We start from the raw sequence: 14332 nt of genomic DNA, 5'->3' as shown, positions 1-14332 counted from the left end.
CATGACTTTAGGGCAATTTTTCGACTATCTCAATGCCAACCCAGCCGTCGTGCTAGCATTCTTCCTCTTTATTCCTTTCACCGCCCTGCTGGCAGGCATCATGGGCAAGGGCGAGGGGCATCTGTCTCCGTGGAAATACCTGTACTCGGCACTTGTTTATTTGGTGTGTGTGCCGGGCATCTTTGCGGCGGCGTTGGCCGTTTACTTGTTTTTGTTTCAGCGCGGCGGCAACATCTTCAATGTCAATCTGCTCACGCAGGTTTTGCCCATTGCGAGCATGATTGTCACGCTTGGCATCATTCGGCGCAACACGCCTTTCAACCGCATACCCGGCTTTGGCAAATTATCAGGTCTGATGACGATGATTTTCACCGTGTTCGTGCTCATGTATTTTCTCGACCGCCTGCATTTGGTGGCGTGGGTACATGTGCCAGTGCAATATCTTCTGCTCATAGTCGGTGGGCTGTTGCTGCTGTTCCGATTTGCCCTCAAAAGCTTTGTTTCGTGATGAATAGAATTGTTTATTGGTCATTGGCCGTTGTTTATTGGTCATTTTTAATTGCCTGCAACGACCTAAAAGTGGAGAAGCGTCAGGTGTTCACGCAGGACGATGTGGCGATAGAGGTCGGTCGAGATGTGGAGATTTTATATTCGGACAGCGCCATTGTGCGGGTGCGGGTGACGGGGCCGCTGCTCCACAATTACTCTGACCGCGAAAACCCTCGACAGGAATTTCCCGAAGGTGTCAAGATTGATTTTTTGGAACCCGACCTCTCTGTGCGCAGCGTGCTGACGGCCAAAACTGCCGTGCGAAATCAGGAAAAAGGTCAAATCATCGCTCGCGACAGCGTGGTGCTCGTGTCGTCGGAAGGTGAGAAGCTGGAGACCGAGGAATTGATTTGGGATGAGAAAACGGCAAAAATCTATACCGAGAAATTTGTGAAAGTGACCAAGCCAGGCGAGGTCATCTACGGCTACGGCCTTGAAGCCGAGCAGGATTTCTCCTATTGGAAAATCACGGTGCCAAAGGGGCGCATCAAGGTGGAACAGTTGGACGAGGTGCTGAAATGATTGCTTCCCGTTGGCATCACCTCACGATAGGTCAATGCTTGGGTTGTGCGGAAGCATCCTGTTTGATGAAGAGGTTGAGTGTCAAACGCCAAAAAATTTCAACCCCTTGTTTGCATTGACAACAATATGAGAAATCGAGTTGAAGGGGTGATTGGTTGCCTTCCTCCACGCCACTATGTGTTCAACTGAAAATCGCCCGCTTCTTTACTTGCTTCCAAGCCCATCTTCTTGCCTTCTTCGACCATGCGCCCAAACGCGGCCTCGAATTCGTTGGGGATTTCCCCATCCAGAATCGCCTCTCGCACAGCGGTCTTGATGATGCCTACCTCTTTCGAGGGCGAGATGCCGAAAGTTTTCATGATGACCTCGCCCGTGATGGGGGGCTGCCAAAGGCGCAGGCGGTCGGATTCGCTCACCAAGGCCATGCGCTCTTTCAGGTACTCGTAGCCTTCGAGGTATCGCGCCATCTTGCGCGGGTTTTTGGTGGTGATGTCCGATTCGCAAAGTTTCATCAAGTCATCAATTTCAGGCCCGGCATCGAAAAGCAGGCGGCGCACCGCGCTATCGGTCACTTGCTCTTTGGTCAGCGAGATAGGGCGAAGGTGAAGGCGCACCATTTTTTGCACATATTCGAGTTCGGCTCCGAGCGGTAAGCGGAGATTTCGGAAGATTTTGGGCACCATGTTCGCCCCCACCCACTCGTGGCCGTGGAAGGTCCAGCCGGTTTCCTTGTCGAAGCGTTTGGTGGCGGGTTTGGCGATGTCGTGGAGCAAGGCTGCCCAGCGCAGCCAAAGATTGTTGCTGCGGCGGCAGAGATTGTCGAGCACTTCGAGGGTGTGGTAAAAATTATCCTTGTGGGCGCGTCCGGCGCGGTCTTCCACCCCTTGCAGCGCAGCCACTTCTGGAAGGATTATTTTCAGCAAGCCGCTGTCGAACAACAAATTGAAACCTATGGAGGGTTGTTGCGTGAGCAGGATTTTCTCCAACTCGGCGGCGATGCGTTCTTTGGAGATGATGTGAATGCGAGTGCGGTGCCTTGCGATGCCCTCGAAGGTGTTTGGTTCTATGACGAAACCCAATTGGTTGGCAAACCGAATGGCGCGGAGCATTCGCAGGGGGTCGTCGGAGAAGGTTTTGCCGGGGTCGAGCGGGGTTTTGATGATTTTTTGCTCCAAGTGTTCCAACCCGTTGAAGGGGTCAATGATTTGCCCGAAGGTGCCGTCGTTGAGGCTGACCGCCAGCGCGTTGATGGTGAAGTCGCGGCGGTTTTGGTCGTCTTCGAGCGTGCCTTCTTCCACGTCGGGCTTGCGACTGTCTTCCCGGTAGCTCTCGCGCCGTGCGCCGACGAACTCTATTTCCATGCCTTCGTGTCGGAGCATGGCTGTCCCGAACCGACTGTAAAAAGCCACCTTGGGCCGAGGCGACAGCTTGGAAGCGACTTGCTCGGCAAGCCGGATGCCGCTGCCAACGCACACGATGTCAATGTCTTTCGTTGGGCGGCCCAACAATCGGTCGCGCACATAGCCCCCCACGACATAAGCAGGCGCGCCGATTTCGCGGGCGCAGCGACCGACGAGTTCAAAGATTTTTCGTTCGTAGGGAAGGATGGAGAAAAGCATCGTTTCTGGTTGCTTGTCCGCCGAGATTTATGGTTGAAGGCGGGTTGGTTCGCAGGGGCAGTCAGAAATCATATCAAACGAAAAAAGTGCCTCAATCAAATTATTTCTTCAAAAGTTCCCCATAAAGGTCATACTCCTCCGCGCCGGTGATTTGCACGTCGGCAAAATCGCCGAGCCGGACGTAATTGCCCTTTGCCGGCACCAACACTTCATTGTCCACTTCTGGCGAATCGGATTCGGTGCGCCCGACGTAGTATTTTCCTTCCTTGCGGTCGAAAAGGGTCTTGAGTACCTGTCCGATTTTAGCCTGATTTTTTTCAAAGGAAATTTCTTGCTGCACCTCCATGAGCCGATTGGCGCGTTCTTCCTTCACCGATGGAGGCACATCGTCGGCCATTTCGTGGGCGCGGGTGTTTTCCTCATGCGAGTATTGAAAAACGCCGACACGCTCGAATCGTTGTGTCTGCACGAAATCCATCAATTGCTCGAAATCGTCGGCAGTTTCGCCGGGATGCCCCACCAAAAAGGTGGTGCGCAGCGCCACGCCCGGCACCTTTGCCCTTATTTTATCCAGCAATTCCTCCGTCTCGGCGCGGGTGATTTGGCGGCGCATCAAGTTCAGCACGTTGTCGCTGGCGTGTTGGAGCGGTATGTCGAGGTAGTTGCAAATCTCCTTTCGCTCGGCCATCACGTCGAGTATTTCGAGGGGGAATTTCGAGGGGTATGCATAGTGCAGCCTAATCCATTCGATGCCCTCCACGTCGGCGAGCGCGTGGAGCAGGCGTGGCAACTCGCGGGTTTTGTAAATGTCAAGGCCGTAATAGGTGAGTTCCTGCGCGATGAGCAGGAGTTCTTTCACGCCGCGCCGTGCCAGATTTTTTGCCTCAAAAACCAGTTCTTCCACAGGGCGGCTGATGTGTTTGCCGCGCATGAGCGGAATGGCACAGAAGGAACAGGTGCGATTGCAACCCTCCGAAATTTTCAGGTAGGCGTAATGGGGTAGGGTGGTGATTTGGCGCTCGCCGAGCAACTCGTGTTTGTAATCGGCTTCGAGGCGGGCGAGCAGCGCGGGCATTTCGAGGGTGCCAAAAAAAGCGTCCACTTCGGGGATTTCTGTTTCAAGGTCGTCCTTGTAGCGTTGCGAGAGGCAGCCCGTGACGTAGAGTTTCTCGATACCGCCCGATTTTTTGATGTCGGCGTATTCCAAAATCGTGTCAATGCTCTCCTGCTTGGCCACGTCAATGAAGCCGCAAGTGTTCACAATCACCACGTTGGCTTCCAATTCGGGCGCATCGTGCGTCACCTCGAAATCGTTGCCGCGCAACTGGGTGATGAGATTTTCGCTGTCCACCAAGTTTTTGGAGCAGCCGAGCGTGACGACGTTGATTTTATCTTTGCGAATGGTTTTCGTTTTCATGCCTTGATGGAGCGATGCCCTTGATGACCAGTGTGCCGTTTGATGAACCAATGGGAGGGTGAATAGTGTGGGCGTGCGCTCGCTTGTGGGCACAAAATTACGAGAACACACCCGCTTGCAAGCGCGAGAAATCAAGAACGTTCAAAAATGTCGAAGCAGGAACCTATAAAAGTGCCCAAGTTCGAGGAAGCAGCCGGGTTTTACACCACCGCGAAACAGTCCGAGCTGATGCGGAAAATTCGCGCCGCCAACTCAAAGGTTGAGGTAGCTGTCCGCAAGGTGCTTTGGCACTTTGGGTATCGCTATCGGCTGCATTACAAGAGCCTACCCGGCAAGCCCGACATCGTTTTTGTGCGTTGGAAAATCGCCGTTTTCATTGATGGAGACTTTTGGCACGGTTACGGCTGGGAAGAAAACAAAGATAAAATCAAGAAAAATCGCGGCTTTTGGTTGCCTAAAATCGAGCGTAATATGCAACGCGACGGGGAGGTAAATGCGGCCTTACAGGCAATGGGCTGGAAAGTGCTCCGAATTTGGGAGCACGAGGTGGAAAAGGAATTTGGTGCCACCATCGTCAGGATAATGCGTTTCATCGAATATCACACGGGTGAGCCAGATGCTTTTCGGCAATGAGAAGCTTCCATGAAAATCTCACCTCTAAAATTCCGATGGGCGCTCCACATCTTGCTTGTTGGCGTTTACCTTTGCCGCCTTTCTACACTCAACGCAAATTGGTTTCGAGAGCCGATTCTTAACAATCATTTGATTTTTCAATCGAATCAATTGGTTTAATCTTCAAAATCGAATCATTCGACCGTAACACAACTGCCACACGCCTTCATGACACAGTACCAACTCCTCGAACGACTCGATGCCGACCTGAAAAGGCTCATGGAAACAGTGCGTACCCAACTCGCACTCGCCCCGCCCGAAGCGTTGCAGGTGCGCCCAAGCCCTGAGCAATGGAACGCGCTGGAATGTTTCGCCCACCTCAACGCACAATTCGACTACTTCCTGCCGCGCATCGAATTGGCCATTCACAAAGCCAAAGCCCGTTCGTGGTCGCCCGTGGAGGAGCGCAAGTCCAACGCGCTGGGACGAAAAGCCATCCGTCGGGCCGACCCACTCAACGCGGGCAAGATTCGCCGAAAAAGCCACAAACGCATCCATCCCAAGTATTTGGAAGTGCGGCAACACGAAGTCAAAGCCTTCCTCATCAACACCGAAATGTTGCTCCGCCTACTCCAACAAGCCCGCGAGGTGGATTTGAACAAGGCGCGGGTCGCGCACTTCCGCTGGCCGCATTTCAAATTTTTGCTCGGCGACTTGCTCGAATACATGGTGCTGCACGCGCACCGACACACCTTGCAAGCACAGGCCGCCACCCCTAAAATCGCTTGACGAAGGCATGGCATGACCGCTTTGAGCGCATGGGCAAAAAAATCAACCCTACCATGCAGCCACGCCACGCCTCAACAGAGTACATTTGCCACCGCTACGGTGCCGCTGTTCGAATGACAGAGGATAATAGGGAACCCGGTGCGAATCCGGGGCAGTCCCCGCTGCTGTAAGCCTCACAGTTGTTTTTGGCATGAAGCCACTGCCGCGCTCAAAGCGAGGCGGGAAGGCGCCCAAAACGAGGCGAGCCAGAAGACCTGCCGTTGCGACATACACATTCGGGCTTTCGGAGGAAAAGCCGGGTGATGATGCGATGTGCACAATGTGCCAATCGAAGGCGGGCATTCCACACAAAGGAATGCCCCCGTCAAATTGGCGCATGAAAGCTCCTCCCATTGCTGCCCGTCTTCTCCGTCGAAGACCCTCCATCTTAAAATCGGGCAGCGTGCATCGGATATTCCACACCATCTCGCGTACTTCAATTCGCAGCAAAACAGCCGCTGGCAATTTTTGCCTCCTCGCGCTCTGTGGGTTTGGGGTCAACTTCAACGGGCTGCACGCGCAGGCCGATACCTTGCTCGCGCTACCCTCCCCCGAAATCACCGCCCAACACTTGCGCCGCCAACCCGCCGGAGCACAATCAACCACCCTCGATAGCACCTGCCTTGCCCTCCACCAAACTGAAAACGTGGCTGACGCACTTTGGAAAAAAAGCGGGATGTATGTGAAAAGTTACGGCTTGGGCAGCTTGGCCACCACCTCTGCCCGGGGCGGCAGCGCGGGTCAAACTGCCATTGTTTGGAACGGTCTCCCGCTGCAAAGCCCCATGCTCGGCCAATTGGATTTTTCCCTGTTGCCCCTCGTTTTTGTGGATGAAATGACCCTGCAATATGGCGGCAACAGCGCGGGTTGGGGCAGCGGAGCCATTGGTGGAGCCGTGCTGCTCGAAAACAAATCACAGTTCACCACAGGCCTTTCCGCCCGCCTCAACGTGGCTGCGGGCAGTTTTGGCTGGCAGCACCACGCCGCCACCCTTCGCTACGGCAGTGGTCGCTGGGCTGGCTCCACGCGCATTTTTTTTGAAAAAGCCAACAACGATTTCACTTTTCAAATTCACCCCGACTTGCCGGAGAAAAAACAAGAACACGCCGCTTTGCAGCAACAGGGCGTGTTGCAGGAATTTTTTTTGAAAACAAGGCCCAACGAAGAATTTGCCCTCCGGGTTTGGCTCCAAGACATTGCTCGCCAAATCCCCCCGACCATCGTGCAAAACCGAAGCCAAGCCACACAAGCCGATGCCCTGCTCCGCACCACCTTGCACTGGAAAAAAACAAGCGGGCTGCTGACGTTGCAAACGCGGGCTGCTTTTTTCACCGAGACGCTGGACTACCGCGACCCGCTCATTGGACAAGCGTCGCTCAGCAAATTCCACACTTGGATGGGTGAGACAGAGGCGACACGATGGCTGGGGAGGCAATTGAGGTTGCAAGGCTCCGTCACGCAGACCTACACCCGCGCTTCGACCCCCGCCTACGAAGCCTCGCCCCGCCAAGCCCGCACCGCTGTATTTCTCGCCATGCGGCGGGAAGGCCATCGTTGGCAAGCACAATTGGACGGGCGCATGGAATGGGTGGATGGCCGCTGGGTGCCCTTCATGCCCAGCGTGGGCGCGGAAGCCGAGGCGCTGCGTTTTTTAAAAATCAAGGGAAAAATCGCTCGCAACTACCGCTTGCCCACTTTCAACGACCTCTACTGGCGCCCCGGCGGCAACCCCGAACTGCTGCCCGAAAGCGGTTGGGGCCAAGACGTGGGGTTGGTCTTTCACGGAAAAGCCCAGCAGTTGCGATGGTCTTATTCCGCCACAGGATTCCATCGCCGCATCCGCAACTGGCTCCTTTGGGCGCGTAAGGACGGTCAATTCTTTTTTTCGCCGCAAAACATCGCCGAAGTGTGGAGCCGAGGCATCGAGAGCCGCCTCGATGTGGCGAGCGCGTTTTCTTTTGGCGAAATAACCTTGACCGGAGGCCACGATTGGGTGCGCTCCACCAATGAATTGGCTGTGAGCAATCCGCGCATCGAGCAGGGGGCACAGTTGTTCTATGTGCCCATGCACCGTGTTTTTGCGGAGGTTTCCGTTCGGGTCAAACATTTCCAAATCACGGGTTTCCAACAATTTACGGAAAAAGTAACAGGCATCAACGAGGACGTGCCCAGCTTCAGCATTGGCAGCCTACGCATACAGTACGCCCGCCCTTTTGGCGGCTGGAACGGAGCCATTTTTCTGCACATAGAAAATTTGTGGGACGCGGATTACCAAGTCATCGAACGCCGCCCCATGCCGGGGCGACATTTCCGATTGGGCTTCAACGCGGGTTTTTCGACACGCAAGCACACCAATTCTTCATCATAAAATTCAAACAAATGCAACACCTTTTGACTTCTGTCGCACTATTGCTGGCCTTCGGCGCACACGCACAGACGGTGGCCGGTTTTGAAAATTTCAACCTCCCGCCCAATACTTTTGTCAACAATGCCGGAGCGGCGGGCGCGTTCACCAGCGCCGATATCGAGTTGCCCAACAATTACAACGCGCAGTGGATGAGTTGGGACGGTTGGGCTATCTCCAACCGAACGGACAGCACAACCCCCGGTTTTCTCAACGAATCGAGTGCCGCTGCGGGCAAAGGAGCCAACGGCTCTGCCACCTACGCGGTCAGCTATGTGTTCGGTGCCTCCATCATGCGGCTGACGGGCGCGGCGGCGGGCGGAAAGGTGCTCGGTTTGTACGTCACGAACAACACCTACGCCTATTTCAGCATGAAGGACGGCGATGCTTTCGCCAAAAAATTCGGCGGTATCACGGGCAATGACCCCGATTTCTTCCTGCTCACGGTGAAAAAATACCTCAACGGCCAACTTGGCACCGATAGCGTCAATTTTTATCTGGCCGACTATCGCTTCGCCAACAACGCGCAGGACTACATCGTGAAAGATTGGGTCTGGCTCGACCTCGGCAGCCTGGGCAAAGCGGACAGCCTGCAATTCACGCTCTCATCCAGCGACGTGGGTGCCTTTGGCATGAACACGCCCGCCTACCTCTGCGTGGACGATGTGACGACGGAGGGTGTGCTTTCGCAGGACGACGTTGTTCCGAATACCCTGTCGCTCGATGTCTTTCCCAATCCGGCCAGTGATTTTCTGAACATTCGGCTGCCGGGAAATAACGAGGTCGCGCTGGTACAGGTCTTTGACTTGCAGGGAAAAATCGTGTTGGAAAAGAACGGTTTGGGTGCTCAAAATCGCTTCGATGTTCGCTCCTTGACTACCGGGCACTATATGCTTCGGGTGTGGCAGAAGGGGGAAATCAGGAGCAAGCAGTTTGTGAAAAAATAAGGTTTTGAGTTAGGGGCTTTTTTGGGGGCAAACCAAGAGAATGCCTCACAAGTTTAATTTTGGACAGAATTGACAAGATTTACATGGCTTTTCCCCGAAAAATGGCGCGAGTCACGCAAGCCTTGTCAATCCTGTCAACGAATATCACTTGTGTGAGACCACTTCTTGCGAAGGCAAGCTCAGAACCTAAAAATCATCGAAGCAATCAGCCGCGTTTCGTTTTTCACCAAATCTGCTTGGAAGCCCGTCGGGTCGCCGATGGGTGCGTTCCAGCCGTTGGGCGAGGTAAGGCCGCCACGCCCCGAAAAATAAGGGACGTTTGCGTGGCGAGTCACCAATTCCAGCCCCCAGTGATGTGCTCGTTGGGCATATATTGCAAACAGGTCGAAACGTCCCACGCCTCGAACGGGTCGCCCGGATTTTGTGTCAGCACACCCGCCCCGGTGGGAAGCAGCGAGAGATAACGACCGGGGTTGTTGATAAAACCACCGCCCAATGTCCAAGCCAGCTTGTCGTGGCAAAACCACAGCCGATGATAGACCATCCCACTGACGAAGTGCTGTGCCGGGCCGCCGCTGCCGCCAAAAGGCGAGACCCCCGCGCCATTTTCAAAGCCCAAGTCCGCCGTCACGGAAAATGCGGCCTTGCACAAGCCCCGACCGGGGCGGTCGAGGTAGCGGATTACCGCCGAGTTGTCTGTATGAAAGCGGAAACGACCGGGCGCGTTGGGCGTGTCGAAACCGCCATATGCCGAGGCGAGTATTGAGACCGACTCTTGTGGCCGCCAGAGGAGCTGGAAGCCAAGACCGGGGGCTTCGTTGAACATCCCATAAGTCTGCCAGCCATTCACCAGCCAGTATTCAAGTTTCAGGCGGTCGGTCGGGAAAGTTTGCACCCGCACCCCAGTAAAAAACCAGGGCGTATTGTCGGAGGTGAACGAGGGCTGGTAGTTCCAGTTCTCGAAATTGTTGTAAGATAGCAACCCGACGTAGGATTTGAAAATGCCCACGTCCACATTTATGCCGTGTCGCCAGTTGAAGCGGTGACCCGCGTAGGCTTCGGTCACGAAGCGCAGGGCGGTGTAGAGGTCAAACTGACCGCGCAGCGGCGTGTTGTCGTTGCGCGGGATGCCTGTGGCGCGGGTGCCGAACTGCAACATGAGCCGCCCGCGAGCGTTTTTGTGGTGAAAATCGCCGCCTGCTTCGATATACGACACGTTGAACTCGTTGCTGCGAAACGTGGCAGTAGAGCCAGCGTTGGTGTGGTCAACCGGCCGATTGAACGAGTAGTTGTAGTTGCAGTCGAGCGTGAAGCCGCCGGTAAAATGCTTATAGTTTAGGACGGCGGATTTCTGGCGATTGTTGCCTTGCGCCCAAGAGAAGTCGCCCCAAGCAAACGGCTCGGATCGGGTTGTGGAATCGTTTTCAGGCGATTGGGCAAAGAGCAGTTGAGTTATTGCAAGAAGGGTTGCGAACAATAGATTTTTCATGTTTTAAAAAATTGGTTAGGGTCACGCTGGGAGTTTGCGCAGCAAATCCACGTTGCCAATGGGCTGATAAACCAGCGGCACATCTTCCACCACTACGTCGCTTTTGTCCAAGCCGAAGGCTTTTTCGTCCGACTGTCCGAGGCGCTTGAGGAAGAAGTAGGAATTGAGCAGCACACCTTCGCGCAGTGCGAACTCGTTTTCGACTGAGAGGAACTTTTCAATGACCACGAATTTGAAATCCGGTTCCGGATTGTAGCGTGTCGAGCCATCGGGCCGGACGTGGAGTTGCAGCTCGCGCTGTGCCACCAAGTCTTGCACGATTTTTTTGAAGTACAGCTCTGCGCGCGGCTGCACGCGGAAGCCGATGTTGAGGTCAATACGAATCACCTTATCGTCCAGCAACTCATTCACTTCGTAGTTTAGGGCGTAGGGGTCGTCGGTGCGGTTGATGTGCAAAAACCAATAGATGTCGGCACGCTTCGGCTTTTTTGAAAAAATGGACTTGACGATTTTATCCTCGATTTCGTGACGGCGGTTAGCCTTTGTCAGGTAAATCAAGTGGGTCGAGAACTTGGGTATCTCGTCGTCTTGGCTGAGGTCGTTCAGCAGGGTTTTGTACTGGTTCAAGTTCACAAAATGAACAAAGCGGTTGTTGATTTTTCGGGCGTAGTGCCAGACGTACATGACCAAAAAGATGAACAACTCAAAGAAAAGGAACATCCACCGCTCCTTGATTTTGGCGATGTTGGTGATGAAAAACGAGGCTTCTACCAGTGCAAGCATCAGCAAGATGCCCGTCACGAGCACCGGGTGCCAGCGTTTCACATAAATCAGGAAATAGCCCAGCAGGATTGAGGTCATCATCATCGCTACGGTGATGGAAAAACCATAGGCTGCCTCCATGTGGGTGGAGGAGCGGAAGTACAAAATCATCAAGATGCAGCCCATCCACAGGATATTGTTGACAGAAGGGATATAAATCTGTCCTTTCAGCTCGGTTGGCTGGCGCACCGCCACACGGGGCCAAAAGTTGAGACTCATGGCCTCGTTGATGAGGGTGTATGAGCCACTGATGAGCGCCTGCGAAGCGATGATGGTGGCCGCTGTGGCGATGACGATGCCCGGTATCAAAAACCATGTAGGCATGATTTCGTAGAACGGATTGCGACCACCAAGCGTCGGGCCAGCGTGGTTCAGCACCCAAGCTGCTTGGCCTATGTAGTTGATGAGCAGCGCGGTTTTGACAAATATCCAAGTGATGCGAATGTTTCGGCGACCGCAGTGTCCGAGGTCAGAGTAGAGTGCCTCCGCGCCAGTGGCACAAAGAAATACCGCCCCTAAGAGCCAAAAGCCTTGTGGGTATTTGACCAATAAATCGTAGGCGTAGTGTGGGCTGAGTGCTTTCAAAATGCCCGGCTCCTGAACGATTTGCGACAGCCCCAGCACAGTGAGCATGGAAAACCAAACGACCATGACAGGACCGAATGCGCCACCCACTTTTTGGGTGCCGAAGCGTTGGAAAAAAAACAGCAAGGAGAGTATGACGATGACAATCGGTACCGTCGGCAAGTGCGGCAGCACCATTTCCAGACCTTCCACCGCCGAAGCCACCGAAATGGGCGGCGTGATGATGCCGTCGGCCAACAGTGTGGTCGCGCCCAGAATGGTAGGGATGACCAAGCGACCCTTGCCAAAACGACGCACCAATGCGTAGAGCGAAAAAATGCCGCCTTCGCCGTGATTGTCGGCCATAAGCGTCAGGAAGATATACTTGAACGTGGTCTGGAAAGCCAGCGTCCAGAAGATACACGAGATGCCGCCATACACCAGTGTCTCTGAGATGGGGCGGTTGCCGACGATGGCCTTCAGCACATAAAGCGGGCTGGTGCCGATGTCGCCGTAGATGATGCCAAGTGCGACCAAAAGTGTGGCTGCGGTCACGCGCTGCGTGCCGTTGAGTGTAGGTTTCATAAATCTGAAAAGTGTTGTAAGGTGGGGGTTGATTGGGGATTGCGGTGATTAGCCGCTGCCGACAAACCGATACCCAATGCCGGATTCAGTGAGTATTAGTCGGGGTTGTTTTGGGTCTTTCTCTATTTTTTTGCGCAACTGCCCCACGAACACGCGCGGGTACTCCGTGCGCTCCACATAGCCCGGCCCCCAGATTTCGCGGAGAAGGAAAGGATGGGTCAGCACCCGACCTTCGTTGCGCACAAAGAGCGCGAGTAGGGCATACTCCGTGCTGGTGAGTTTGAGCATTTCGCCATTTTTCCACACCGAACGCGATGCAAAATCAATTTTCAAGCTGCCGAAAACACGGATTGGCTCGTTTTCTTCTGCCAACGAAAGGCGCATGGCCGCACGGATACGCGCCAGCAGCTCTCCCGTTCTGAAAGGTTTGGTAAGATAATCGTTGGCACCGCTGTCAAGAGCCTTCACGATTTCCTTTTCTTCGTCGCGGGCAGAAAGGACCACGATAGGCTTGGCATACCACTCGCGCAGTCGGCGGAGCAAATTTTGGCCGTCGTCGTCAGGCAGGCCGAGGTCGAGCAGCACAAGGTCGGGCGGACGAAGGGCGGCGGCGGCCTCGCCCTCGCGGGCAGTGGCGGCCTGTTGCACCGCGTAGCCAGCGGCTTGGAGCGTGATGTCGAGCAGTTTGCGAATGCTCGCCTCGTCGTCAATGACTAGAATGTTGCCGTTTTTCATGGCGAAATGCTGTTCGATTTGACCACTTTGACGGGCAGTTCGATGATGAACCTTGCGCCGCCATTGGCTCGGTTGCTCACCGAGACAGTGCCACCTTGTGCTTCCACAAAACCTTTCACGATGAAAAGCCCTAAGCCCGTGCCACCGCTTTGGGTGTTTTTCAAGCGGTAAAATTTTCCAAAAACCTCTTGAATCTCGTCGGGGGGAAAACCCGGACCGTTGTCAGATACCTCTATGACCAACGTGTGTGTCACCGAATCTGTGACGATGCCCAAATCTTCCGGTAGTGTTTGTTCCCCGAAATGCCCCCTGTGTTCGGAAGCAATTTGCGCGTTGAGCCAAATTTTCGAGCCGGGCGGAGTGTGGAGCGCTGCATTGTTGAGCAAGTTGAATAAAACCTGTTCGGTAAGCCCGTAGTCCAACTGTACCAAAGGGAGGTCTTCCGGTATGGTTGCCTCTAACGAATGATTTGCGAGCTGCTTTTTCATTTTTCCCAAAACATTGTAAATCAGCTCGCTCACGTCGTTCCAATCGGCCTTGGAGCGAATAGAGCCAGATTCTATGCGGGAAGTGTTGAGCAGATTTTCCACCTGCTGGTGCAGCCGCAACGAAGTGGTCGAAATTTCCGCAATCAGCTCGTTTCGCTGCGCGGGTTTGAGTTGTGCCGCATTTTCTTGCAATGCATCTGCCGCACCCACAATAGTTGCGATAGGCGTACGCAGTTCGTGCGAAAGCGAACTAAACAGCACGTTGTAGAGCCGGATAGCGGCTTCTTTCTCCTCTTTTTGCCGTGCTATTTGCTCCAACTGCCGGAGGCGGTGGTTGAAAATGCCGTTGAGCAAAGCCACGATAAAATACATCGTCAACAGCAGCACGTCTTCGCCGATGCCAATGTGAAAAGTAAAAATGGGCGGGATGAAAAAGAAATTCCACACCAACGCGCTCATGGCTGCTGCCACCAACACAGGCCAAAGACTCAAGCGCATGGCCAACACAGAGACCGCAAGCAACAACAGCAAAGCGACCGAGCGGTAGCCGATGAAATCAGCCAACGGAAAACAAACAGCCGCCACAGCCGCCACGCTGGCGAAAGCGACAAAAAAATCTCGAAATCGTGTTGAGCCAGTCACTTTGTGCGTTTATGCTGCAAAGGTGAGGCGCAAGCCGTAAAGAAAAAGTAAGAGAGGAAAGCAACGCATAAAAATTTTGTAAAGACGCTTCTTACAACTTGATTTCAGA

General features: G+C 54.2%; 13 protein-coding genes and 1 riboswitch. Of the genes, 6 read left to right on the top strand and 7 right to left on the bottom strand.

What is annotated here, in order from left to right:
• Position 1: 1 nt before the first annotated feature.
• Together KIS77_13965 and lptC are read left to right on the top strand one after the other, a co-directional pair.
• Positions 2-508 carry a hypothetical protein gene (locus tag KIS77_13965; protein MCW5923446.1) on the top strand — a complete coding sequence of 169 codons (507 nt, stop codon included), beginning with the start codon at positions 2-4 and terminating at the stop codon, positions 506-508.
• Positions 508-1071: an LPS export ABC transporter periplasmic protein LptC gene (lptC, locus tag KIS77_13960; GenBank protein MCW5923445.1), complete on the top strand. Its 564-nt coding sequence runs from the start codon at positions 508-510 to the stop codon at positions 1069-1071. Before KIS77_13965 ends, lptC begins: the two co-directional genes overlap by 1 nt.
• A gap of 173 nt (positions 1072-1244) precedes the next feature.
• Here the strand turns inward: lptC and KIS77_13955 are convergent, their stop codons facing one another.
• Together KIS77_13955 and rimO are read right to left on the bottom strand one after the other, a co-directional pair.
• Positions 1245-2690 carry an HD domain-containing protein gene (locus KIS77_13955; protein MCW5923444.1) on the bottom strand — a complete coding sequence of 482 codons (1446 nt, stop codon included), beginning with the start codon at positions 2688-2690 and terminating at the stop codon, positions 1245-1247.
• A gap of 100 nt (positions 2691-2790) precedes the next feature.
• The gene (gene rimO, locus KIS77_13950) at positions 2791-4107 is read right to left on the bottom strand and encodes a 30S ribosomal protein S12 methylthiotransferase RimO (protein MCW5923443.1); all 1317 of its coding nucleotides are present in this window, start codon (positions 4105-4107) and stop codon (positions 2791-2793) included.
• Between the two features lie 147 nt (positions 4108-4254).
• Here rimO and KIS77_13945 point away from each other — a divergent pair, with 147 nt between their 5' ends.
• The 4 genes from KIS77_13945 to KIS77_13930 all read left to right on the top strand — a co-directional run bounded on the left by KIS77_13945 (position 4255) and on the right by KIS77_13930 (position 8898).
• The gene (locus KIS77_13945; protein ID MCW5923442.1) at positions 4255-4740 is read left to right on the top strand and encodes a very short patch repair endonuclease; all 486 of its coding nucleotides are present in this window, start codon (positions 4255-4257) and stop codon (positions 4738-4740) included.
• Between the two features lie 207 nt (positions 4741-4947).
• A complete protein-coding gene (locus KIS77_13940; protein ID MCW5923441.1) occupies positions 4948-5508 on the top strand; it encodes a DinB family protein in 561 nt (186 codons plus the stop codon).
• An 80-nt stretch (positions 5509-5588) separates the two neighbouring features.
• A riboswitch (cobalamin riboswitch) is annotated at positions 5589-5785 on the top strand.
• Between the two features lie 99 nt (positions 5786-5884).
• Positions 5885-7915 (top strand): TonB-dependent receptor, encoded by a 2031-nt coding sequence (locus tag KIS77_13935; protein MCW5923440.1) that lies wholly within the window; start codon positions 5885-5887, stop codon positions 7913-7915.
• A gap of 11 nt (positions 7916-7926) precedes the next feature.
• Positions 7927-8898, top strand: coding sequence for a DUF4465 domain-containing protein (locus KIS77_13930; GenBank protein ID MCW5923439.1), 972 nt, complete (start codon positions 7927-7929; stop codon positions 8896-8898).
• 179 nt (positions 8899-9077) lie between these two features.
• On the opposite strand, the gene KIS77_13925 is transcribed toward KIS77_13930, so the two are convergent.
• The 5 genes from KIS77_13925 to KIS77_13905 are packed head-to-tail and all read right to left on the bottom strand — an operon-like array spanning position 9078 to position 14223.
• Positions 9078-9233 (bottom strand): hypothetical protein, encoded by a 156-nt coding sequence (locus KIS77_13925; protein ID MCW5923438.1) that lies wholly within the window; start codon positions 9231-9233, stop codon positions 9078-9080.
• Complete coding sequence (locus tag KIS77_13920; GenBank protein MCW5923437.1) at positions 9230-10387, bottom strand: outer membrane beta-barrel protein; 1158 nt, start codon at positions 10385-10387, stop codon at positions 9230-9232. The genes KIS77_13925 and KIS77_13920 overlap by 4 nt, the downstream gene beginning before the upstream one ends.
• Before the next feature lie 21 nt (positions 10388-10408).
• Positions 10409-12358: a KUP/HAK/KT family potassium transporter gene (locus tag KIS77_13915; protein ID MCW5923436.1), complete on the bottom strand. Its 1950-nt coding sequence runs from the start codon at positions 12356-12358 to the stop codon at positions 10409-10411.
• 48 nt (positions 12359-12406) lie between these two features.
• Positions 12407-13093, bottom strand: coding sequence for a response regulator (locus tag KIS77_13910; GenBank protein MCW5923435.1), 687 nt, complete (start codon positions 13091-13093; stop codon positions 12407-12409).
• Positions 13090-14223 carry a PAS domain-containing sensor histidine kinase gene (locus KIS77_13905; protein MCW5923434.1) on the bottom strand — a complete coding sequence of 378 codons (1134 nt, stop codon included), beginning with the start codon at positions 14221-14223 and terminating at the stop codon, positions 13090-13092. Before KIS77_13905 ends, KIS77_13910 begins: the two co-directional genes overlap by 4 nt.
• Between the last annotated feature and the right edge of the window lie 109 nt (positions 14224-14332).

It is taken from the genome of Saprospiraceae bacterium (genome assembly GCA_026129545.1).
Taxonomy (GTDB): domain Bacteria; phylum Bacteroidota; class Bacteroidia; order Chitinophagales; family Saprospiraceae; genus M3007.
This window is presented reverse-complemented; position numbering and strand designations above follow the sequence as displayed.

Excerpts from the sequence above, each read along its gene's own strand:
- KIS77_13915 (MCW5923436.1), bottom strand. The coding sequence starts at position 12,358 with ATGAAACCTACACTCAACGGCACGCAGCGCGTGACCGCAGCCACACTT.
- KIS77_13930 (MCW5923439.1), top strand. The coding sequence starts at position 7,927 with ATGCAACACCTTTTGACTTCTGTCGCACTATTGCTGGCCTTCGGCGCA.
- lptC (MCW5923445.1), top strand. The coding sequence starts at position 508 with ATGAATAGAATTGTTTATTGGTCATTGGCCGTTGTTTATTGGTCATTT.
- rimO (MCW5923443.1), bottom strand. The coding sequence starts at position 4,107 with ATGAAAACGAAAACCATTCGCAAAGATAAAATCAACGTCGTCACGCTC.
- KIS77_13965 (MCW5923446.1), top strand. The coding sequence starts at position 2 with ATGACTTTAGGGCAATTTTTCGACTATCTCAATGCCAACCCAGCCGTC.
- KIS77_13920 (MCW5923437.1), bottom strand. The coding sequence starts at position 10,387 with ATGAAAAATCTATTGTTCGCAACCCTTCTTGCAATAACTCAACTGCTC.
- KIS77_13940 (MCW5923441.1), top strand. The coding sequence starts at position 4,948 with ATGACACAGTACCAACTCCTCGAACGACTCGATGCCGACCTGAAAAGG.
- KIS77_13910 (MCW5923435.1), bottom strand. The coding sequence starts at position 13,093 with ATGAAAAACGGCAACATTCTAGTCATTGACGACGAGGCGAGCATTCGC.
- KIS77_13935 (MCW5923440.1), top strand. The coding sequence starts at position 5,885 with ATGAAAGCTCCTCCCATTGCTGCCCGTCTTCTCCGTCGAAGACCCTCC.
- KIS77_13945 (MCW5923442.1), top strand. The coding sequence starts at position 4,255 with ATGTCGAAGCAGGAACCTATAAAAGTGCCCAAGTTCGAGGAAGCAGCC.
- KIS77_13955 (MCW5923444.1), bottom strand. The coding sequence starts at position 2,690 with ATGCTTTTCTCCATCCTTCCCTACGAACGAAAAATCTTTGAACTCGTC.